Genomic DNA, 22268 nt, shown 5'->3' with positions numbered 1-22268 from the left:
GTATGTTACTATTACTATGAAAAATTTAATTGAGACTGTTCAGTTAGAAAATGCGGTGGTTTCTGCCCCTGTCAGACAATACGTAGACAGCAAAAAACGATTTTACATCCAGAAAAGGTTATTCGACATTTTTGTTTCACTTTTTGTGAGTGTATTTATTTTAAGTTGGTTATTCCCTTTGATCGCTTTACTGATTTGCCTGGAATCGCGCGGCCCGGTCTTATTTATTCAACGCCGCGTAGGCATGGGTGGCAGAACTTTTAAATGTCTGAAATTCCGGACAATGGTAATGAACAACGAAGCAAATTCCAGGCAAGCCCAGGTTAATGATCGTCGTATCACAAGGATTGGTCACTTTTTACGGGTTTCAAACCTGGATGAATTTCCGCAATTTTTCAATGTTCTTGCAGGGCAAATGAGCGTGGTTGGTCCCCGTCCGCATATGCATGCTGATTGTACAAGGTTTTCATCAGTTGTAGCCGGGTATAAATTCCGGAATATGGTAAAACCAGGTATTACAGGCCTCGCTCAGGTGAAAGGTTACCGGGGCCCGACAAGAGATTTTGCAAGTGTTTTTCACCGTTACCAGTTTGATGCTTTTTATATCCGTAATGCCAACTTCGGGCTTGATATGAGGATTATCAGGAAAACGGCCGGACAAACCGTTATTGCGTTGGTTAATAAATTAGGTGGTAACTCACGGCCTGTCCTTTCAGGTAATCGCAGATGGGTGATGGCCATCAGGAGTCTGCTGAGCTAGAAACTACATCCTCGCATCCGCCAGCCTTCTTTATAAGCTGTACAGCCTGTTTTATTCACCTGTATTCACCTGGAAGAATAATCCAGTCCCGGATTGGAGCAAAGAACCTCAGGCAGGATATGGAAACGGTATCTCTTTTCGCCGGAGAGCCGTTGCTATGAAGGCCGGTTCATCATTGCTTGCAGTTTTCTTCTGATTCGATACATCAGGCCAGGTGAAGTAGTCAGCTTATGGAATTTTTTAAATTCCACGTAGGCTTGCTCATCTTGTTTGACCTCTTTTCTTTCCACCGTGATCCGATCTTTCGAAAGCTCCACGTCAAGCAAGCTGTTGAAACCCGTATTGGTGCCTGTACCGTCTCCTCCTGCATGGTAAACGAGGGATTTTCCCGGGTAAAGAGTATACCTGTCGTTTAAAAATGCCGATGCATACCACCTTACCGCCCAGGAAGTATTTTTGCCTTCGATCTGATCTTTTAACATTTGCGTAAACGGGAATGTACCTCCGAAATCAAACTCATCTGTTTTCTTTTCTGCAATTAGTCTGTCAAGCAATACTTGTCCATCGGATTCGAACTCTTTCCAACTGCGCTGCCATGTTGCCCATCCGAGACAGTCTGCTCCTTTAATAAAGAAGGTTTCCGGAAGCGTTCGACTAACCGGATAGGTATATCCATGAATGCTGATTACCTGTTGCTCATTTTCGTATATCCGCAGACCATCATTCATGAAATCCAGGAAATATGGAGATACTACCAAATCGTCCTCAATGACTATCGCACTTTGTGCCGTTTGCAATATCTGCGACACCCCTGAAATAATATTTCGTCCCAAACCATAGTTCGTCTCTCTTTCTATAATTATTACCTTTCTGAATCCGGTTATAGTATGCAGATAAGCTCTGACGGATAGAACGGCAGGCACGGCTTCGGGTATTTTCGCAGCATCGGAAAACACTAATAAATCAGTTTGTTTGGCAAGCGTATTTGCTTTTAACGCTTCGACTGTATTTCTTGTATGTTTCAGCCTGTTGTACGTGAACAACAAAATAGGCGCAGGTGTCATTGCTGTATATTTTGGAAAACTGTGGTCTGGGAACAGCAGCCAATAAAGGGCAATGGACAGACCACGAATAAGTTGGAGAACACTTTACCTTTCCGTTCAATTACAGGGACAAGTAGAAAATAGCTAATTATTTGCGCGTGAGACATGAAAAGGTTTTTCAAATATTGGTTAGCGAATGCGATGCTATAATCCTTTTTACAAGGAAATAATAAATCAATAAATAAGCTAAATTAGACACTAATGCCGCCGAGGCAGCGCCGTAAATACCCCAGGTTGGAACTAATAATAAGCTTGCTCCCAAACTGATCAAACAAACTATAATTCCCGCGAGCGAAACTAAATATGTTTTTTGAAAATAAACCAGGTAGTTGATTAAAAACGGCGACAAGGAAGAAAATATCTGTGTAGCCAGCAATATCGGAAGAATCCGGAGAACAAGAGAATACTTGCCTGGAATTACATCTAATACAAGGAGAAGGTAAAACAAAACGTAGATGGCTACAGACAAACCTGTGAAGACAATCAGGAGTTGCTTCACAAGTTTTTTTGTTTTCAGGATATTTATCTCCAGGTTTTTTTCTTTCAGAAATAATGGTAACCATGCGTTTTGAATTGACCCGACTACCACCGTAAGGATACTTGCAAAAGACACCGCCAGGTAATAATTGGAAAGTTCAGTAAACCCACCAAACTTCTCAAGAAAGAATTTATCACTGAAATTTATTACGATGCCCAATAATGCTGAGAGCATAATCGGCCAGCCCATAGCCAGCGCCTGGGTTGAGATTGCCTTTTTGAACACCGGTTTCATCTCTTTTACCAGGAAAGCGAGAAATACGGCAAACAGAAGTAGTTCGACAAAGTAGGTAAGCTTTAAACGAATGTCAACGATGTCCCCGGCTGTAAAATATAAGCCCGGAAGAACTACCAGGTTTACCAGAATAATCCTTGCGAGGTTGTATTTTTTAACTGTGGCAATTTTTTCCGTGGAAAAAAAATAGTTGGTTAACATAAACGAAAAGATGGTTATACACAGCGCAATCAGTATTGTGAAACGGTATTTTTCATAGTCGAATTGATTTTTGAAAAGAAGATCTATCAGCAGGTAGTCAATTCTAAAAGCGTACAATGGAACGAGCACCGCTAACAGAAGTAGCACCAGCGTAGCGTATACGGAAAACAACAACTCTCCCTTGTCAGCGGTGTTGGTAGAACTATGGTAGAGCTTTGCTATTGGCATGTACAAGCCGAAATTCAAAACCAGGGAAAAAGTCGCCAATATCGAAAGTATATAATTGTACATGCCGTACTCTTCCTGATTCATAAGTCTCAGGAATACGGGAATTAATAGAAACCCGGAAAGCTTAACCAGCATATCGATTGCCAGAACGGACGATAGCCTATGCAGAAATACATTATTCTGATACTGAATTTTGACTGATCTTAAAAGGGTGCCCAGTATTTGGTTCATTAAACTCAATAGAATTACACTTTATTAGAGCATCAACAGATATTCGAAAAGTGCATTATCTGAACCTTTCTGTAACTTCCATTTGATTATGGATTAGAACTGCGAAGCTATGTGAACTCTAATATTGCCCGAAAAAAACTTCCGTTGAGTGAGGAAAACGATCTTTTAGTATCATAATTGTACGGTTATAGACTTTATACTAAAGTTGAGAAAATCTATCCTGACCAGTTTTCGCGGTCAAGTGTGCGGTATTGGATAGCCTCAGCCAGATGCTCAGGTTTGATGGAATTATGGCCAGCAAGATCGGCGATCGTCCTGGAAACTTTTAAAATCCGGTCATAAGCCCTTGCTGAGAGATTGAATTTCGCCATGGCAGATTTGATGAGTCCAGCGCAAGTGGTATCCAGAACACAAACCTCTCTTAGGGTCCTGGAGCTCATTTGTGCATTACAGTGTATGCCTGGTGAGTCTGCAAATCTGTCGGTTTGAATCTGGCGGGCCATGATCACCCGCCGTCGCATCTCCTGGGACGACTCACCTTTTACGCCTGGCCACAACTCCGAAAAGGCGACAGGCGTAACTTCAACATGAAGATCAATGCGGTCAAGCAGGGGGCCGGAAATTTTATTGAGGTATCGCTGAACAGCACCCGGGGGACAACTGCAAGTTTTTTCCGGGTGATTATAAAACCCGCACTGGCATGGATTCATCGATGCGATCAACATAAAGCTGGCGGGGAAATTAACCGTAATGCCCGCCCTTGAGATCGTCACCCTGCGTTCTTCTATCGGTTGTCGCATCACTTCAAGCACGCTTCTTTTGAACTCTGGCAATTCATCCAGGAACAATACACCGTTATGTGCAAGCGATATCTCACCGGGCTGGGGAATTGCACCTCCTCCAACTAATGCGATATCGCTGATTGTATGGTGTGGGGCCCGGAATGGACGCCTTGCAATCAATGTCGCATTCACCGGCAACTTACCCGCTACCGAATGGATCTTCGTTGTTTCCAGTGCCTCCCTCAGCGTGAGTGGTGGCAGTATGGTCGGAAGTCTCCTGGCCAGCATTGTTTTTCCTGCACCCGGCGGGCCGATCAGGATCGCATTGTGCCCGCCGGCGGCCGCTATTTCCAAAGACCGTTTTATATTCTCCTGGCCCCTCACATCAGCAAAATCAGCATCGAACTCATATTGTGAATGAAGAAACGTCTCCCGCGGATCAACAAGTACAGGTTGCAAAGATTCAGGCTCGGCGAAAAACCTGATCACCTGTTCGATATGAGACACACCGTAAACCGAAAGTTTTGTGACCATAGCCGCTTCCCGGCTATTTTGCTGGGGCAATATCAACCCTTTAAATCCTTCTTTGGCTGAAGTGATCGCAATGGGCAATGCTCCTTTAATAGGTTTGATCGCTCCATCAAGGTTCAGTTCTCCCATGATAACGAAATCCTTTAATCGCTCAGGATTTTTTATCTGGTTCGAGGCAGCAAGCGTTCCCATCGCAATAGCGAGATCAAACGCGGAACCACTTTTCTTTATGTCCGCTGGTGCGAGACTTATCACGAGTTTGGTCCGGGGCATCCGGTAGCCGTTACATTTTATGGCGCTTTCAACCCGGCGTATACTTTCCCGGACTGCATTGTCGGCCAACCCTACAATGAAAACGTGGGCACCGTCAAGCACGTTCACTTCAATGGTTATTGTGATCGCCTCAACCCCGTACACAGCGGATCCGAAAGTTTTTACAAGCATTTAAATTGCCGGTTAATTTGTGACCGGCAGTTTATGAATTTTTATCAGCCCCGGCAAAGTGTAAACACGACGAATCAGAAGATTAAAAGCATTGTTAGGAGATCTCAACGTTTTGATGCAGTTGTTGCCCCTTCGTACAGGAGCCGGACATTTCTATCAATAAGCAGGTTTGCAGGTTCAAAGTCAATGGGGATATCTGCAATCGTAGATTTTTTTGTCACCTTCAGATCTATATCTTTCGTAAAATTTGATCCGGCTTTACCAACGGCTGTCAGTTGCAGGGGAAAGTTGAATAGTGTTGGTTGTTGCTGGACGATCGTCACAGTAATCGTTTTTTTTTGTGAGTTGAACTGGTAGCTGACATCAAGTTGTGGTTGTCCGGCAACATAAAGCCATTGGTAGAAAAACTGTTTCAGATCCTTTCCGGAAACGGCTTCCATGATCTTCTGAAAGTCTGATGTAACCGCATTTTTGCCCGCGTAACTTTTATAATATAATTGAATGCCTTTCCAGAAAGCTTCATCACCCGTTTCCTGTCTTAACATATGCAATACCCAGCTTGCCTTCTGGTATGAGTTCGGGTTTAATAGTTCCATAAACGATTTCACCGAAGAATCGACAACGGGCTGCAATTTCTTTCCGGTAAAGTCTTTGACTTCCTGCCTGTCCCCGGCCAGTAAAGAATTTGCTGAGTTAACACCATATTTCTTCTCCATGTAATACATAGTCATATAAGTAGCGAATCCTTCGCTTAGCCATAGGTGTGAGTAATCGGCTTCAGTCGCCATGTCTCCGAACCATTGGTGGGCAATTTCATGCACTATGGTTGACTCACCTGTTCTTTGCCCGGTAATCATCTGTTCAGCATAAAAGATAGCGCCTGCATTTTCCAATCCACCAAAAGTTGTTTTTGATTGAACATTTGCCAGCTTGCGAAACGGAAACGGGGCTATGAGTCCCTCAAAAAAGGGGATGATTTCTTTTGCCAGGGCAAAATCATGGAATCCACTGGCACGGTCTTCCGGATATACCCAGGATGAGATGTCTACAGCCCCTGTACTGTCGAGGTGATTGACGGCAAAGTCAGCTATCCCTACGGCCATTACTTTGGTAGGAAGAGGAATTGCTTCTTTCCAGTGCGTAAGTTTGTTTTGTGCATCGATATTTGTTTCTTCGATCAGCAGACCATTTGCGATCACCTGGTAATGGGTGGGTGCTGTGATCTTAAATTCAACAGCGGCTTTATCAGAGGGGTGATCAACACAAACAAGCCAATGCCTTGCACGATCGGGCCAGTTGTCCGCAAAAAAACTGCGTTTGCCATATTTCGTTTTAGAGATGATAAGTCCGTCTGCGGGTATACCGGTGTACGAGACTACGATGTTTTTGTTGCCTATGTTTTGATCTTCGAGTGTAATAATTAGTTTACTGCCTTCATGAGAGAAGGGAAGTGGTTTTTTATTTGACCAGATTCCCAGCACCTTCATTCCTTTACCTTTACGATCAATGGAAACGAGATCAAGGCTGACTGATTGAGTTGACTTCAGCAAGTTGAGGTGTATGTTAGCTAAACATTTAATGGAATCATTGACATCATTAACCGATACTTGATATTCATATCTATGGACATCAAATGAAGCACCAGGTTTTTGCCCGGACAGGCATTGATGTGCTAACAGTAAGCAGATCATCAGAAGTTTATTCATAGATCAAAATTTACAAAGAATATTTCGAGGTTTATTCAAAATCATGCTCCGAAACCATCTCCACGGATTGCCAATCACCACGGACAGGATTACAGAAATGAAGGGGAGGCTGGATACTCTGAAGAACAAGTTCGATAACTATAAGGTGAGCTGGCGAGGTGGGCAACTGCGCTTATATTGTCAACACACAATATATGGTCCTTGTGATGTTCCGGCCGGTATACGGACTTACTCACCATCTTCCAGCCTTTATTGGGGAATGCTCAAACATGATTATTGGGGAGAGTATTGATGAGAGGAACTAAATTGTTGAATAAGTGAATTTTCTGCCGACTTAGGCTCCTTAACATTTTACTGGAAAATTATTTCATGTAGTTTATCTTTCTTACAACCCCTCCAACAGCTCTACCACCTTCTCCCGTTTCAAAATCAGATAACCCAACCTGTCGTTGCTCACACCATCTTTAAGCTGGTAGCTGAAAGAAAGTTGATCTTCGAGAACCTCGGTTTCAAAGTACTTCATCGAGATATTCGGATATTGTTTCAGTTCTTGACCAATTTCATATAGATGGGTCGACAAAATAAAGATGGAGCTTTTGATTTTGATCAGACCCTTCACAACTGTGGATGAACATTTCATGGCATCCTGCACATTGGTACCTTTGAATAGTTCATCGATCAGCACCAGCCATTTGCCCTTATCCTTTATTTTGAGGATTGTTTTCCTGATCCGTTGTACTTCATTAAAAAAGTAGCTTTCTCCTTTAACAATGTTGTCAACCACGTTGATGTTGCTTAACAGTCCGTCAAACATGGTTAATCGCATACTGGAGGCAGGGACGCCCATGCCGATATGGGCAAGAAACACCGTGGTGCCGACCGCCTTGATGAAAGTGCTCTTGCCAGCCATATTGGCGCCGGTCAGAAACAAAAAGTTCGTTTCCTTGCTGAAGTTTACATCATATGGTACAGCACCCGGAACAAGGATATGAAATAAATTCCTGGCCTCAATCAGAGGTTGAGGCTGGTCAACAAATTCCGGGAAGTTAAGATGATGAACCTCCATAGCGGTTGCCATAGAAAACCAGGCATCCAGCCTCCCGTAAATACTGATCAGTTCGAAGCTGAAATTCTTGTATTTCTGATGCAGATAACCACCATATTGAACCGTTTCCTTCCAGGAAAGCTTTACCATGGGATCACGGGCGGCGAGCTGCTGAATAATGGGTCGGTTAATGAGTTCGCCGGCTCTGTCCAGGTATTGTTTTAGTGTGTGGGGAACATCACCAGTATTCAATAAGGCGATCAGCTGTTTCAACCCCCGAAAAAAGTCTGCAAAATGGGTTACAGAAAATCGAACCAGGGAAAAATCAGGTCCATGGAGGAGTTTGTAGGAAGCCGCATCCATCATACTGCTTCCCGGAATGGAATCAATATTACTGTCATAAAAACGGGCCATCACCATAACTGTACCATTTGAAATACCTGTTGGCCAGTCTTTTATTTTTGAACGAATTGACCTTATAATATCCTGGGTTTCCCGGATACTTTTGAGATCACTGAACGGATGTTTGAAAAATTTCAACAGCCATTCCTTACCATCAACAGTACGGGTGAAATTCAGTTTGTGAAATACAGAATATTCTTCTTCGTGCTGAAAAAGGGAAAGGTCATTGTAAGTTATATTGTCTAATTCCATGCATTCATATTATCAAAAATCATTCAAATTCAAAGCCAGCGTATTTTGCCAGATTGCGGTGATTGTACCTCTTTATGCTGATGGCGAAATTATCGGTAAGTGTGCCAACATTTTTTGATATGCTCTTTAGTGCTGGTTCCAAACCGGTAAGTCCGTTTACAAAATCTTTCGGCTTCCTCACTTAACCCAGTTCGCTCAACGGTTAAATGTCAATCTTTGACCCTTCTGAGATTCATCCCAGCTACCTTTTCCATACACCAGTCTGCCATTAACAAAAGTATGGGTAATTGCCGCCTGCAAGGTCATCCCTTCGAGAGGGCTCCAACCACATTTATATAATATGTTATCTTTCTGAACAGTTGTTTTTGCATTAAGATCTGCAATAACAAGATCCGCCTTATATCCCTCCCGGATATAGCCCCGGTCTGCAATCTGGAAACAAGTGGCCACCGCATGGCTCATCTTTTCAACCACTTTTTCAATGGATATTTTTCCAAGTGAAACATAGTTAAGCATCATTAATACTGAATGCTGTACTAAGGGTAGACCCGCATGCGCATGTTCATAGTTTCCTGATTTTTCATCGACGGTATGCGGTGCATGATCCGTGGCTATTACATCAAGCCGGTCATCAAGCAAAGCTTTCCAGAGCGCTTCGCGGTTAGCAGGCGCCTTTATTGCCGGGTTACATTTTATCCTGTTTCCAAGTGTTGCGTAATCGTCACTGGTAAAATGCAGGTGATGCACACAAACTTCTGCCGTAATTCTTTTTTGCTCAAGAGGTAGCATATTCGAGAACAGCTGTAGTTCTTTCTCAGTGCTTATATGAAGGATGTGCAGCCTGGAATTATTTTTCTTTGCGAACTGTATAGCCGTCAATGAAGATTCAAAACAGGCATTTTCATCTCTTATCAGCGGATGATCCGCAGGTTCGAGTACCGGCTTCGAGGCCCTGATCCTCTCAAGATTAGTTTTGATGATTTTTTCATCCTCGCAATGTGTTGCGATCAAGACTTCGGAATCTCGGAATAACCTTTCGAGGCTTAGATAGTTGTCAACCAACAGGCCGCCGGTTGATGATCCCATAAAAATTTTGATACCGGCCACCCGATCCTTTTTCTCATTCGTTTTCAGCGCTTCTTCGGTGTTGTCATTGGAGGTGCCCATAAAGAAGGAATAATTTGCAAGCGATGAGTTCCGTGCAATCTCGTATTTCTGCTCCAGCAGTTCCTGGGTAAACACCGGCGGCACAGTATTAGGCATCTCCATAAAGGAGGTTACACCCCCGGCCACGGCGGCTCTTGATTCTGTGTAAATAGTTGCTTTATGCGTTAAGCCGGGCTCGCGAAAATGCACCTGGTCGTCAATAGCGCCGGGGAGCAAATGCAATGAGGTCCCATCGATCTCCGTAACCTGGTATGGAACCTGCAATGCAGAACCGATTTTTTCTATGCGTTCGTTTTTTATCAGCAAATCTCCCGGTGTGGATTTGCCTTCATTAACTATCGTGATATTCTTAATCAGGTAATTTTGCATAACTTGAAAATTATATGACTGGCTCAATATTTGACATCTCAGAAGCACAGTCAGTTTGTCGTCGCCTATTTGTATTGTCAGGCCTAACACGCCTGTGATCTATAATATCAGAACTTAATATGTTGGTCTCCGTTAAATTTTGGTGCTTAAGTTTGATTGCAGGCCTGGATCACAGATATACGTTTTGAACAAGACACCGGATCAATGTTCGATTGTTACCGAAAACTTTAATACGATTACAATAGTATTGTAAATTAACTACGCACAATAAAGTATGATGCAATTTATTTCAAAATCGCTTGCCAGTTTTGCTATTTTAATCCTACCACTAGTTACACTTTCCCAGTCAACCTATCTGCCGCAGGGACATAAGCACCAACAGTTCCTGAACCGCATGGAAATCAAAATGCAGAGGAACCCTGATTTTAATGTAACGACAGTGAAGCCCTTTAGCCGGGAGCTGGCGGTGAAGGCAGTGGAGGCCGCTGATTCGCTTGAAAAAGCCGGGTCTTTGCCGTTGTCGGGGGTAGATAAACATAATCTCCGTAGTTTCCTGATGAACAATTCCGAATGGGTGACCGGTGACACTGCTGATTTTTATAGCAGGCGTTCGCTCTGGAACACGTTTTATAAAACAAAGGCGCATTTACTGGAAGTTGATGAAAAAGATTTCTTCCTCGCGGTTAACCCGGTTTTCCAGGGACAAATTTCTTCAGAGAGCGATAACAACGGCGATGCAATCTTCCTGAACACAAAGGGTGTTACGCTGCGGGGATTAATTGCGGACCGGATTGGTTTCTCAGCATACATTACCGATAACCAGGAAAGGGCGCCGACATTTGTACAGAATCGCGTAAACCAATTCCTCGCGGTTCCCGGGGCAGGTTTTTACAAACCCTTTAAAACTACGGCCACTGATTATATTGATGCGCGCGGATCAATCAACTTCGGTGTGACCAAATATATAGATGTTCAGTTTGGCTACGATAAGAATTACATCGGTAATGGATACAGGAGCTTATTTCTTAGTGATTTCGCGAACAACAACCTTTTCCTGAAACTGAATACGCGTATCTGGAAAATTAACTACCAGAATATTTTTATGGAACTCACCCCACAGTTTAAGAATGCTGCGGGTACTTCCAACCTTTTGCTGGATAAAAAATATAGCGCCATGCATCACCTGAGCGTCAACGTTACCAAGTGGCTCAACGTAGGTCTGTTTGATGCGGTTATCTTTGGACGGGAAAATCATTTCGAATTTTCTTACCTGAATCCAATTATGTTTTTGCGAGCCGCTGAACAACAAAACGGTTCAGCAGATAATGCCATCCTTGGTTTTGATTTCAAGGCAAATGTTGCCAAACGTTTCCAGTTTTACGGGCAGTTTATGCTGGATGAATTCTATCTTAAAGAAATCAAGGCAGGAAATGGCTGGTGGGGCAATAAGTTCGGCGTCCAGTTAGGATCGAAATATATAGATGCCTTTGGCGCAAAAAACCTGGATCTCCAGGGTGAAATAAATATTGTCCGGCCTTTCAGCTATTCGCACTCTGATACCACCGCCAACTTCACACATTACAATCAGCCAATGACACATCCTCTCGGTGCAAACTTCCTGGAGGCGATCGGTATCATCCGTTATCAGCCACATCCTAAATGGCAAACTTCCGCCCGGCTTATTGTCTGGCGCCAGGGCCTGGACACCGGCAATAGCAATATCGGGGTGAATATCTTCAAAGTTAACACGACCCGCTCCGGTGATTATGGATATGAGCTGCCAAGTGGTGAGCCAATGAATGGTGTCAATTTTCAGTTCCTTGTATCTTATGAGATCAAGGAGAATATTTTCTTTGAAGCTTCGGCACTGGTAAGAAGTGCTAAGACCACTAATGTAAATACGCTCAACAATAATACATCGGTAATTACAGCAGGCGTCAGAATAAATATGTTCCGGAGAGAGTATGACTATTGATGCGGAGATTGACTTTTGATGCGAGCGTGTCTATTGATGCGGAGCATGTGTTTTGATGCGGAGCGAGTTTGTTGATGCAGAGCCTCTCTTTTGATGCGTACCACGTCTATAGATACAGAGCATGGCTCTCGATGCAGAGAACTACAACTGGTACGGCGCATAAAAACCGGCACGCAAAATACCTATCCTATTTGCTTATTTCGGCGTGGACAAACTCTTCTATTTCATCAAAAAGAGTACGGGTTCTTACCTTTCCTCTGCTCTGCGCCTCATATTTGTTAGTAAGCTCAAGAGCAAGTTTATACATTTCAACAGTTGCAGACTGATCCAGCGCTTCAGAAAAACCTTTAGGTTGTTTATCTTCCTCAAGGTCTCTGAGATAAACCAGCACTTCAACCACTTCAAAATGTGTCTTTTGCCAGGATTCAAATCCGTTTGGAAAATCAGGAATGCTCATAATGGCGAATTTTATTGAAGTTAATTCAAAACAATTATTTATAATGCGAGCCGTGATGCCAGGCGCAAGTAATTAAAAAGAATTAATCCGGGATACAATGACCTTTGCAATCAATAGGGAGCAATGTTAAACGGATAACGATGCCAGACACGCAACGATTCTAAGCACGCAACGATACTAAAGGGGTACCGATACTAAACCGGCAATAGTGCTGAATCATGAACGAAGCTCAACAAACAACAAAGCTGCACTAGTAACGAAGCTCAACAAACAACAAAGATAAATCCGGAACAAAGCTTAACAAGACACAAAGCTCAACCAGGAAGGAAGCCGGGTCATTAACGAAGCCGAACCGGTAACGAAGCTCTGGCTATAAACATGAAATGATGTGTAAACAGTTAATGTTATCCTTCAAAGATAAGGGAGAACAGGATCATCCTGGTATTCAGCTTATCTATAGTATTGGAGAATTTAAGGTTCGGATCGCGGCTATGGCTATTTGACAGGCCATGGCTGATCTTGATCTCAGGAGATAAAATAAAGACCGGGAAATAAAAATTAAAACCAATTCCTCCTTCAACGCCAAAATCATACTTATTTAACTTAACCAGGTCCTCTGCTTTGCGCGCAGTTGAATTTGAGGAAAGATCATATTCGAACTTCGCCCCACCAAACATATACACCCGGAAGTTACCAATGCGGTCCGACCTGAATTTCAGGTGAACCGGTAAACCAAGGAGGATAGATTCCACGCTTTTGGTCATGACGGCAGATTCTTCCTTTGCGGCGTCAGGATATTTAAGATTATAGGTGAGATTCTTATAGGAAAACAATAGTTGTGGAAAGATAGCACGTATCTCCAGCCTGCGTGAAAGGCGGTAAGTGTGTATGCCTGCAAGACCAAACCCACCCGCGTTTTGGGGATCCACTACCATCACGCTGTCACTTGCCAGGAAATTTGGATGATGCGTTATGTTAAACCTTGAACTGTTATAAATAAGTCCGATACCCAGATAATATTTTTTATCATCATGGTCAGGAAGATTCAGTTCATAGGTCTGGGAAAACAGGTTCGAAGTTGTGATCACCAGCAGGGCCGTGATCGCAACAATATTCAGGCTCGTCTTTTTGTTCCGCAATAAATAGTGCATATTCCTAAGCTCAGGCTTTTTAAAGTGGTTTCTGTAAATCCAACTTGTTGTAAAATGTGTAGAAATGTTTCGCCTTCGGGAAATGCTTTAACGGATGAATGTAAATATTTATATGCCTCTTTATTACTTGACAACCACTTACCGGCCCGGGGTGCAATCACGTTCATGTACATATTATACAATCCGCTGAACACCACCTGTTTAGGCTTCGAAAATTCAAGAATTACCATCTTTCCCCCAGGTTTCAGGACCCGGTACATTTCGCTCAGACCCTTCTCGAGATTTTCAAAATTCCGGACGCCAAAGGCTACGGTTATGGCATCAAACGAATCTGAACCCGCTTTTATTGCCTCACTATCGCCTGTCAGTAACTCTATGTGATTATTTAACAACTGCTTGGCGACTTTCTTCCGGCCGATCTCAAGCATACCCTCAGAAATGTCAATACCGGTGATATGATCCGGTTTAAGGTATTTATAGCTCATTATAGCCATATCAGCAGTGCCGGTAGCCACATCCAGCATTTTCTTCACACCCAGGGATTTTAGCTCACGGATGGCTCTTTTGCGCCAGAAAATATCGATACCCCCTGACAGAAACCGGTTCAGAAAGTCGTACCGGAAAGCTATCTGGTCGAACATGCTCGCAACCTGTTCTTTTTTGCTTTTTGCAGAGTTTTTGAAGGGAACGATGGTATCGTGACTGTACTTCGGCATGGGCAGCAAAGTTAAGATGGATAAAGTTTATCTTGCGACATTATGATAATTAAATCAGCAGAGTATGTGATCAGTAGCCCGGACCTCGCGGGATGCCCGACACCGGATAAGCCTGAATATGCATTTATCGGGAGATCTAATGTGGGAAAATCATCTCTGATTAACCTGCTTTGTGATAATCAAAAACTGGCCAAAACTTCGGGTACGCCCGGTAAAACACAGTTGATAAATCATTTCCTGATCAAATCGGTCAGTGAAAAGGACGTGAACAAACCAAATGTTGCATGGCAACCCTGGTACCTGGTTGATCTTCCGGGATACGGATTTGCGAAGGTTTCTATAAACGCCAGAAACAGGTGGGAGCAAATGATTGAACAATACCTGCGCAAACGTGAAAACCTGATAAATATATTCGTATTGATCGACGCCCGGCACGAACCTCAGCATGTGGATCTGGAATTTATAAACAAGTTGGGCAAATGGGAAGTTCCGTTTACGCTTGCCTTCACAAAAGCAGATAAGGAAACTCAAAAGGTGGTGAGCGCAAACATCAAAGCATTTCTAAATGAAATGCGCGGCACATGGCAGTTTTTGCCACAGCATTTTGTTACGAGTGCTGTTAAAAAACAGGGTAGGGATAAAATACTCGGCTTTATTGAAGAGTGTAATTCAAAAGTAAACGAAGAGGCGAGAAAGAAGACTCAATAGACCTTGAGCTCACATCAGTTTACCACCTTATTCGCACAACTGCTACTTGCAAAAGCTTCCGGTTTTGCTTTGAAAGCAAAGCCCATACCCAGTATGTAACCCATTGCTTCCTTTAATGCGTCATTGCTTTTGAAATGCGGATTGGTGTTGATGTCTGCATGTACTTCCATGTCTACATTATAAGTCGTAAACAGGCCGCACAGCTCATAAGCTATTTCAATGCTCTTTGCAACTTCTACCAGCATGCGTTCCTTAATACTGTAATTAAGCCTGGTCTTTTCGTTGTGAATGAACATGAAGCCACCATGGCCCTCGCGAAGAAAAACAATTACTGTAGCAAATTCGGTTTCTGCTCCCTTTACCTGTGAGTCGGTACCAATGCAGACTTTAAGATGAAATCCTTTGGCGGTTTCACGTTTGATAGCGTTTTCAACCGCTTCGATAATTGGGAGATCTATCGGATCCCCGTTAAATTTTCTCCATAACATACAACAATAGGTTTTCCGAATTTAACGAAAAACCTATTGATAAAAAAATCAGCCTTGAGATGTTTACAATATGGTAATAACGTTAATGCACATGATAGTACTGGTACAGGATCCTATTGTTTAACAATTTTGTAAGCTGAAATCTCATTTCCGTCCTGTAGCCTGAGAACAAGGAGACCCTTGCTAGCGGAGCTGACGTCAACTGAATTCGTCCCGTTTTTCAACATACCCTTGCGAACCACCCGGCCCGTTTCATCGACCAGCTGGAAGTTATAGTTGCCTCTGCTGTTTATGTTTAACGTAGCCGATACTATGCTGGATAAGATATCGATCTTCTTTTCATTAGTGATCTTCAAACTTTGGGCATTGGAATAATAAGCACGTTCATCAGACACAGTGATCACTTTTATCCTGTAGAAAGTCGCACTGTTGTCCAGTGGTTTCCATGAAAAGCTTCGCGCTTCAGGAGACAGCTCCGCGAGCGTAGAGAATCTTTTTCCGTCTTTTGAAATTTCAACGTTTACTTTTTTCACCGCTTCATCTGCCCTGTAGTTCCAATTAAGTATATGAAGTTCGTTGTCGATTTTTCCGGTAAGGTTAAGATGATGAATGGGCAATACACTGGCAATAAAACCGGCCAGGCCATAACTTCCGACACTTCCATAGTCTGAAAGGTTCTCATTGGCAACCCCATCCACAACAATATAATAAGTCCCTGCATTGAGGTTGGTATCAACCCCTGCGTTCAACAATTCACTGGGATTATATTTCCCAATGGTATCAGAGAAGGAGCTAAGCAGTCCTACTTTGATATCAACGTTGGCACCTTTGTTACCTGTACCAACATTTTGTGGTATGGCATTGATACGGAGATTTGTCGGACTGTTCAATGTGAACTTAAATACGTCGCGGTCATCATAGTTATTGATCATCCCGGCGGCCTGGAAATCAAGCGCGGTGAGGTTTATCTCACTCGCCGAATCATGTGAGTTGCCATGGTCGTCCAGCCTTAGTCCAAAGCCATTCAGCGGGCCCGCAATAACATTTATATCCTGTTGCAGAACATTGCATCCACGAGCATTCATCCCGGTGTGCCAGGTAGTCATATTGCGGCTGTAGCCGACGCCCATGATGGGTGCCCAGCCAATTTCTCCGGTTCCCTGCCCGGTCGAATATTCCGCCGTTTTCGTGCAGCTGGCGTTATATATGCTTTGATGGTACAGGCCAAGTGTGTGGCCCGCCTCATGTGATATCGCTTCAGAGATATTTTTTGGATCATAGCTGAGTGCGGCACTAAACACCCATGCCGGTGTGCCGTCACCCCATGAAAAGGACTTCGTGTATGAAGTTCCACCTGCACCCGGGTACCATCCGTTGGTTGTAGTAACGATGATCCGCATACGCTGCCGAAGGGGAGCTGCTGCGTACAAGGCCGAATCTGTTGTTATATTGATATTGAAAATTTTGTAATCTTCCGCTACCCTGGCAAAAACCTCCCTGATCGCATCCGGGGAGAGTCCCGAAGGTTGAGCATCAATAGGCCCATAAAAATTCCAGCCGGTCCCATTCACATATTCTCCGTCGAAATCAAGATAGATTGTGGCACTGGAATCCGAATAGCTATTCAGTAAAGGAACCTGAGCCAGTATCGGACAAGCCAGGAGCGCTGTAACAATTACTGAAAAGATCTTTTTCATAGGTAAGGGTTTAAATGCCTTTTGAATCTTCATCTATTCCGGGCAAAGGGCACTCGGCCAGGACAAACTTTTGAGCGTCTTTGGTGATTACCAGGCGATCATTATGATGGTCAATGACCAGCACATCGCCATTTCGCGGATTTAAGAAACGCCCAATCATCTTTTCTGATTTATCGGGATTGGTGATCAGCGATATGTTAAGTAGTGTGCCGGGAAAATTGGAAGAAAGGACATTTACACTCATTACATTTTGGTCTCTTTGAACCCTGGCGGAGACGGTGCCCCGAAAGGTTATGTTTCCGGTAAGTGAAATGCTGACCTGCTCATTTACTGAAGCTCCAAATAATTGTCGTATAACCGAAGCACTACATTCAAATTTTTCAGGTAATGCTGAAAAGATCAGGGGTTTTTCGGGGGTTAATGATTTCACCGGCGCTACCGTTTGGGCGGAAAGAGAAAAGGAAGCGGACTGCAAAATCAAAACCAGAAACAGGAGTTTCTGAATGGTTTTCATGGGACAATAATTTTTACTATAGGGTTTGGATACGCTGAACCGGAATCGGATTCTCCAGGTTACAGTGGTTGAACGGATAATTCCAACCTGTTATAAACGTTGATATTGCTCTGATATTTTATAACTGTTTGATAAAAATGTTGTTTCGTCCGCAAACACCCAAACTCTTACAGTTACAAAAAAAATGACCGTGATTAAACGGTCATCCGGTTCGGAAAACTGCAGATCGCAGTATCGTAATTTTACCTTTTTTCTTAATATTGGCCTGTACTTAACATCACGAGCGTACATGCTTCTAAAGGTTTTATGCCCTTTTGTTCAGCCATTTCGTAGAGTTCATCATTTTCCGCTCCCGGATTAAAAATGATGCGTTTTGGGTTAAGCCCTAATATATAATCATAGTATTGTTTCTGATTTTCTGCGCTCAGGTAAAGTGTGACCGTATCAACGTCGGGGTGTTCCTGTTTATCAGTTCCGATGGGAACATCAGCAACAACAGATTCTCTTTTGCCAATGGCGACAACGGGATGTCCATGTTTCCGAAGCCTGTTGATGGCAATAAAGCTATAACGTTGAGGATTTTTTGAAGCTCCGAGAACCAGCGTCTTTTTCTGTTCAGTGTTAGCCATAATCTTTTTCTTTTAAAACAAATCCAAACCGGAAGAGTTCATTTTTGCAATGTAGGTTAATAAGGAGCACCATGCGTTTGCCTGATAAGCATCCGGACAAGTTTCGGGAAAGGCCTGACACTTTTTATCAGGAGATTGCTCAACACGGGATTACCAAAAAAACCCTGGATAAGGCGTCCGGCAGCAAGCCTGTGTGAAAAGTTGCTTTCCCACTGTTGCGTATAATGGCTTTCCATCTCGAATCTGTCTATGCGCTTGCGCAGGAACAAATCTATTTCAGCAAATGCAAGTTTACCTGCATGAAGGGCCATACTCATTCCATTACCGCATAATGGGGCAATCAAACCAGCTGCATCCCCCAGTAATAATACATGATTTTCAACCTGGGTTTTTCTCGCGAATGAAACGCGGGATATGGTCAGCGGTCTTTCATATAAAAATGTTGCGTTGGTAAAAATGTCCTTCAGGAAGGGATTCTGCATAACTATGTTTCGTTCCATGGTGGCGATATCGTTACCGGATTTTCTGAGGTTACCTGCCCTGGTCAGGTAACAGAGACATGATTTATCCGCTTCTATCCTTGAGATTCCACAATAGCCATGATTAAAATTATGGAGGGCGATCTGGTCCGCAGGAGTATTATACCTGATATGATATTTTACTGCAAGAAAATCACTCAACTGGCTGTGATTATTAAGAGCGAAGTTGCGTTTCCACCTGATATCAATATTGCTTCTTTTTCCAAAACTTCCGGCGGAGACCAAAGACTTTGTAGTGAGCTTCGAGGTTTCAATCTCAAACTTATTATCCCTATAATCTATATTCAGTACTTTGGTATCCTGCATAACATGCACACCTTCTTTTACCGCGATTTTATACAGTAGATCATCGATGAGGTATCGGCTTATTCCAAAACCACCGAGTGGCAACTGGCTCTCTATAGTAAGGCCATCCGGTGAGCTGATCAACAAACGATTGATCATCGGGAGATTCATATCACTCAGCGGAATTCCAAGGTCCTCAAGATAGTTCCAGTTCTCAAAGCTGATATATTCGCCACAGACCCTATGAAACGGGTAGCGCTCTTTTTCGAAGAGCACAGTACTATGTCCGGCCCTCGCCGACTGGATCGCAAGAGATAACCCGGCAAGTCCCCCACCAATAACAGAAACATCGTATTCAGCTTTCATAGTCACAGAAATATTTCAATTTACAATAACTATAAGCCATCTGAACGCCCATTTCCACTTTATAGAAAAATTATCAATTCCCGCTGCCTGCAATAATCGCTCCCATTCATTCCTCCTGAAAGCTCTCAATACGGATAATGGTGCGTCGTTTTTTACAAGGTAACTCCTGGAAAAGATCATGGTCAATAATCGTATGCTATAAAACGCCAGGGGATGCCGGTGAAGATCATTGATGAAAAACCCGGCGATACTGTTGTCTTTTAGCCATATCAACTGAGCTGTCATTTGCTCATCGGTAAAGTGATGACAAAATAATGATGAGAAGATAATATCGGGTTTCCGGATAAATTTTGCTTTTTGATAATCACTGGTGATGTAAATGGATTTCCCAGCCGTTCCTGCAGGTTTTGCAGAGGCGATACAATCCGGGTTGATGTCTATCCCGATAAAACTTGCTTTGATATTCCGGCTACGACACCATTGATAAATTACCGCAAGGTTGTTTCCGTTGCCACACCCGATCTCGCATATAACCCATTCATAGTTATCCGGCATTGCCCTTTTCTTCATCAACTGCCTGACACCTTCGCACGTGATACTGTGACCACCCAGCATGCTGTTCACAGTGTTTAACTCTTCCATATTGCGGAGAATATCCCGGAAGGGAATATTTTCCTGGTCAAGTAATTCTTTCTGATAAGATCGTTTAGAAAAATCAGGCATCAATACGAAGCTACGAAGGTTTCCATCGTAAGACCAGGGCCGAATGCAGCACCGAAAACGGGTTGTTTTTGTGAGACCGACCCGGAATCACGGCTCAGGCGCATTTCTTTAAGAATTTCCTTTAACACGAACAGTATGGTGGGAGAGGACATATTGCCGAAATTTTCCATGGTCTGATAGCTAAACTTCAGGTCCTCTTTGGTAAGTCCCAGACATTTGCTCACTGCTTCGAGTATTCTTTTGCCACCGGGATGAATACACCAATTTGTAATTGTGTTGCGGTCAATACCGGTGCCGTTAAGAGCCCGGCTAACAAGCGGTTCAAAGTCTTGTTCAATGAGTTCGGGAATATATCCACTCAGGGTCATGAGAAATCCACTCGATGAAATTTCCCACGTCATATCTTTTTTGGCCCTGGGAATAATCTCAGAGTAAAAATGATCAAGATGTAAACCCGGTTCAGGAGCGTGATCACTCGTAACAAGTACTGCAGCACTTCCATCCCCGAACAGTAACGATGAAGCAACACTATCAATTCCGGAGTCCCGCTGAAAATGCAGGGTACAGAGTTCAGTGCATACAATCATAACCTTTGCTGCGGGTGAGGCGATACAAATATCATTAGCCATTTTAAGCGCATGGATGGCTGCATAACAGCCCATAAAATTCACGGAGGTGCGATAAATGGTTTTAGGCAGGTCCATTTGCTCCATGATCTGCAGATCAAGACCTGGCGCACTCATGCCGGTGCAGCTGACAGTGATCAGATGCGTGATTTTCCCTGGTTCGAGATAACCATCGAGGCAGTTGGATATCGCCTTAATTGAAACACCGGCAGCATGTTCATCATACCACTTCATTCTCAATTCTATGGATGGGAAAGGTTCCAGGTTTTCGCCCTGTGGAAAGAACTTCCAATCAGGTAAACTCAGTGAATAATCAGGAACAACTGAATAACGGGTTTTTATACCGGAATTATTGTATAAAAACCTGAGCTTTCTTTTATCAACGTCTCCAAATGCATAAACCATCTGCATGAAATTGAGAATTTCAGACTGGTCATGCTTATAGGCAGGATTTGCTGTTCCTATTGATAATATTTTACTCAAAAAATTTCCAAATTAACAATGTGAAAAAAGCCAGGTTTGTGCAAACAGAAGCGATGAGGTTCATTCGCATGGTATTGAAAAAATCTGCCTTCCGAACGTCCATCCACACTTTAGCTGCCCAGCTGAAGAAATATACGAGAACCGGGAGCATACAAGTTGCCAGAATCAAAAGTTTTTTTTGTTCATTCACCATGTAAAAATATTGTGCCAGAACACTCATTGCACCGACATATATAATGGCTGTGAAAACAAAAGTTCCGCGATATCCAAGTTTATTGCTGATTGTTTTTACACCATCTTTAAGGTCGGCCTGGTGTTGATAAATCTGCGTCAATGGATAAAACCCACCGATAAGCAGGCTGCTCGCCACTATAGGAAGGATTGGAACATTAAGTGTTTTCGAATGGCTTGATCCGTGATAGGTCATAAAAAAGACCATCGCACCCTGGAAAATGATAACAGTGAGATAGCCGGTAACCGGATATTTTTTTAGTCGTATACCACGGTAGCTATACGCTCTTGAAGCTAATATGTAAGCAAGCAGGCAGCTTGTAAACACCAGGCTGACGGACAAGGATGCCAGTAACGCGAGCGCATCCATGACCACGCTTACATGGTAAAGCTGCCTGGTGGGTTGCAACGGTTTTCTAATTCCGCCTACGCTTTCCTCGTCACGGTCCATGTACGAGTTGTAACCATTACTGGAAGGATAAACAAGCAGATGAAGCACCAGGAAGATGATCACAGCATCAGGTAAGTAAAGGTCAGGTACTTCGCCAATCGCAAAAAGATATACAGGCAATAAGAAAAGCGAGAAGTGAAACCGGAGCAATTGTATGGTTGATGCATGTATCAAGGCAATTCAAGTTATGGATTTAGACACAAAAAAGGCCAACCAAAATAATGGTTGACCTTATC

The 22268-nt window shown here is 43.2% G+C and carries 20 protein-coding genes; 3 read left to right on the top strand and 17 right to left on the bottom strand.

Annotated elements, in window-relative coordinates:
* Positions 1 to 16 precede the first annotated feature (16 nt).
* A complete protein-coding gene (locus ACX0G7_RS24880) occupies positions 17 to 760 on the top strand; it encodes a sugar transferase (protein WP_458926246.1) in 744 nt (247 codons plus the stop codon).
* A gap of 155 nt (positions 761 to 915) precedes the next feature.
* Here the strand turns inward: ACX0G7_RS24880 and ACX0G7_RS24875 are convergent, their stop codons facing one another.
* The 6 genes from ACX0G7_RS24875 to ACX0G7_RS24850 form a co-directional block, all read right to left on the bottom strand.
* The gene (locus ACX0G7_RS24875) at positions 916 to 1824 is read right to left on the bottom strand and encodes a glycosyltransferase family protein (protein ID WP_458926245.1); all 909 of its coding nucleotides are present in this window, start codon (positions 1822 to 1824) and stop codon (positions 916 to 918) included.
* Between the two features lie 157 nt (positions 1825 to 1981).
* On the bottom strand, positions 1982 to 3295 hold the full coding sequence (locus ACX0G7_RS24870; protein WP_458926244.1) for a lipopolysaccharide biosynthesis protein: 1314 nt from the start codon (positions 3293 to 3295) through the stop codon (positions 1982 to 1984).
* 215 nt (positions 3296 to 3510) lie between these two features.
* On the bottom strand, positions 3511 to 5052 hold the full coding sequence (locus ACX0G7_RS24865) for a YifB family Mg chelatase-like AAA ATPase (protein ID WP_458926243.1): 1542 nt from the start codon (positions 5050 to 5052) through the stop codon (positions 3511 to 3513).
* A 104-nt stretch (positions 5053 to 5156) separates the two neighbouring features.
* Positions 5157 to 6758 (bottom strand): M1 family metallopeptidase, encoded by a 1602-nt coding sequence (locus ACX0G7_RS24860; protein WP_458926242.1) that lies wholly within the window; start codon positions 6756 to 6758, stop codon positions 5157 to 5159.
* Between the two features lie 385 nt (positions 6759 to 7143).
* Positions 7144 to 8457, bottom strand: coding sequence for a MutS-related protein (locus tag ACX0G7_RS24855; RefSeq protein ID WP_458926241.1), 1314 nt, complete (start codon positions 8455 to 8457; stop codon positions 7144 to 7146).
* Between the two features lie 195 nt (positions 8458 to 8652).
* On the bottom strand, positions 8653 to 9993 hold the full coding sequence (locus ACX0G7_RS24850; protein ID WP_458926240.1) for a dihydroorotase: 1341 nt from the start codon (positions 9991 to 9993) through the stop codon (positions 8653 to 8655).
* Positions 9994 to 10267: 274 nt separating this feature from the next.
* Between ACX0G7_RS24850 and ACX0G7_RS24845 the strand changes: the two genes are divergently transcribed.
* Positions 10268 to 11968, top strand: coding sequence for a hypothetical protein (locus ACX0G7_RS24845; protein ID WP_458926239.1), 1701 nt, complete (start codon positions 10268 to 10270; stop codon positions 11966 to 11968).
* 187 nt (positions 11969 to 12155) lie between these two features.
* Here the strand turns inward: ACX0G7_RS24845 and ACX0G7_RS24840 are convergent, their stop codons facing one another.
* The 3 genes from ACX0G7_RS24840 to ubiE all read right to left on the bottom strand — a co-directional run bounded on the left by ACX0G7_RS24840 (position 12156) and on the right by ubiE (position 14292).
* Positions 12156 to 12425: a hypothetical protein gene (locus ACX0G7_RS24840; protein WP_458926238.1), complete on the bottom strand. Its 270-nt coding sequence runs from the start codon at positions 12423 to 12425 to the stop codon at positions 12156 to 12158.
* Positions 12426 to 12829: 404 nt separating this feature from the next.
* On the bottom strand, positions 12830 to 13576 hold the full coding sequence (gene porT / locus ACX0G7_RS24835) for a type IX secretion/gliding motility protein PorT/SprT (RefSeq protein ID WP_458926237.1): 747 nt from the start codon (positions 13574 to 13576) through the stop codon (positions 12830 to 12832).
* The gene (gene ubiE / locus ACX0G7_RS24830; RefSeq protein WP_458926236.1) at positions 13540 to 14292 is read right to left on the bottom strand and encodes a bifunctional demethylmenaquinone methyltransferase/2-methoxy-6-polyprenyl-1,4-benzoquinol methylase UbiE; all 753 of its coding nucleotides are present in this window, start codon (positions 14290 to 14292) and stop codon (positions 13540 to 13542) included. The genes porT and ubiE overlap by 37 nt, the downstream gene beginning before the upstream one ends.
* A 42-nt stretch (positions 14293 to 14334) precedes the next feature.
* On the opposite strand from ubiE, the gene yihA reads away from it, so the two are divergent.
* Positions 14335 to 15000 (top strand): ribosome biogenesis GTP-binding protein YihA/YsxC, encoded by a 666-nt coding sequence (gene yihA / locus ACX0G7_RS24825; RefSeq protein WP_458926235.1) that lies wholly within the window; start codon positions 14335 to 14337, stop codon positions 14998 to 15000.
* A gap of 14 nt (positions 15001 to 15014) precedes the next feature.
* Here yihA and ACX0G7_RS24820 read toward each other — a convergent pair whose 3' ends face one another.
* From ACX0G7_RS24820 to ACX0G7_RS24785, 8 genes are all read right to left on the bottom strand, one after another.
* Positions 15015 to 15488 carry a ribonuclease H-like YkuK family protein gene (locus ACX0G7_RS24820; RefSeq protein ID WP_458926234.1) on the bottom strand — a complete coding sequence of 158 codons (474 nt, stop codon included), beginning with the start codon at positions 15486 to 15488 and terminating at the stop codon, positions 15015 to 15017.
* 113 nt (positions 15489 to 15601) lie between these two features.
* Positions 15602 to 17185: a T9SS type A sorting domain-containing protein gene (locus tag ACX0G7_RS24815; protein ID WP_458926233.1), complete on the bottom strand. Its 1584-nt coding sequence runs from the start codon at positions 17183 to 17185 to the stop codon at positions 15602 to 15604.
* A gap of 10 nt (positions 17186 to 17195) precedes the next feature.
* On the bottom strand, positions 17196 to 17699 hold the full coding sequence (locus ACX0G7_RS24810; protein ID WP_458926232.1) for a hypothetical protein: 504 nt from the start codon (positions 17697 to 17699) through the stop codon (positions 17196 to 17198).
* A gap of 254 nt (positions 17700 to 17953) precedes the next feature.
* Positions 17954 to 18328 carry a CoA-binding protein gene (locus ACX0G7_RS24805; protein WP_458926231.1) on the bottom strand — a complete coding sequence of 125 codons (375 nt, stop codon included), beginning with the start codon at positions 18326 to 18328 and terminating at the stop codon, positions 17954 to 17956.
* Positions 18329 to 18384: 56 nt separating this feature from the next.
* Positions 18385 to 19518, bottom strand: coding sequence for an NAD(P)/FAD-dependent oxidoreductase (locus ACX0G7_RS24800; RefSeq protein WP_458926230.1), 1134 nt, complete (start codon positions 19516 to 19518; stop codon positions 18385 to 18387).
* A 15-nt stretch (positions 19519 to 19533) separates the two neighbouring features.
* Positions 19534 to 20241 carry a methyltransferase domain-containing protein gene (locus ACX0G7_RS24795; protein WP_458926229.1) on the bottom strand — a complete coding sequence of 236 codons (708 nt, stop codon included), beginning with the start codon at positions 20239 to 20241 and terminating at the stop codon, positions 19534 to 19536.
* A complete protein-coding gene (locus tag ACX0G7_RS24790; protein ID WP_458926228.1) occupies positions 20241 to 21350 on the bottom strand; it encodes a type III polyketide synthase in 1110 nt (369 codons plus the stop codon). Before ACX0G7_RS24790 ends, ACX0G7_RS24795 begins: the two co-directional genes overlap by 1 nt.
* Entirely contained in the window at positions 21343 to 22206 is an 864-nt protein-coding gene (locus tag ACX0G7_RS24785) for a UbiA family prenyltransferase (protein WP_458926227.1), read from the bottom strand. Before ACX0G7_RS24785 ends, ACX0G7_RS24790 begins: the two co-directional genes overlap by 8 nt.
* Between the last annotated feature and the right edge of the window lie 62 nt (positions 22207 to 22268).

The organism is Flavitalea antarctica (genome assembly GCF_054461535.1).
The sequence above is the reverse complement of the archived record's forward strand: the minus strand, read 5'-3'. Positions and strand labels throughout refer to the sequence as shown.